Consider the following 403-nt stretch of genomic DNA (forward strand, 5'->3'; position numbering starts at 1 on the left):
TAAATTTCACTATAAAGTATATGGTGGAGGATGACGGGCTCGAACCGCCGACCCCCTGCTTGTAAGGCAGGTGCTCTCCCAGCTGAGCTAATCCTCCTGGGTATAAGTGCGACAAAATTAAGTTGCTTGTCCTTTTCAAAACCTATGTAATGAATGGTACAAGACCGGCGACGTCCTACTCTCACAGGGGGAAACCCCCAACTACCATCGGCGCTGAAGAGCTTAACTTCCGTGTTCGGGATGGGAACGGGTGTGACCTCTTCGCAATCGTCACCAGACTTGTATTATCTTTTCTCAAAGACAAGATTCATTATAACATATTATAAAACTAATTGCAAGTACTTTTTTAACGAACGGTACTTATTCGCTCAAAACTGAATAAAACAGACATTGCGCTACACAT

The 403-nt window shown here is 43.9% G+C and carries 1 tRNA gene and 1 rRNA gene; both read right to left on the reverse strand.

The features are described 5' to 3' along the window. Nucleotides 1-21: 21 nt before the first annotated feature. A tRNA-Val gene (locus H2672_RS19300) sits at nt 22-97 on the reverse strand. Between the two features lie 65 nt (nt 98-162). Beyond that, nucleotides 163-278 (reverse strand): 5S ribosomal RNA (rrf, locus tag H2672_RS19305). Between the last annotated feature and the right edge of the window lie 125 nt (nt 279-403).

This window comes from Sporosarcina sp. BP05 (assembly GCF_014282005.1).
Lineage (GTDB): Bacteria > Bacillota > Bacilli > Bacillales_A > Planococcaceae > Sporosarcina.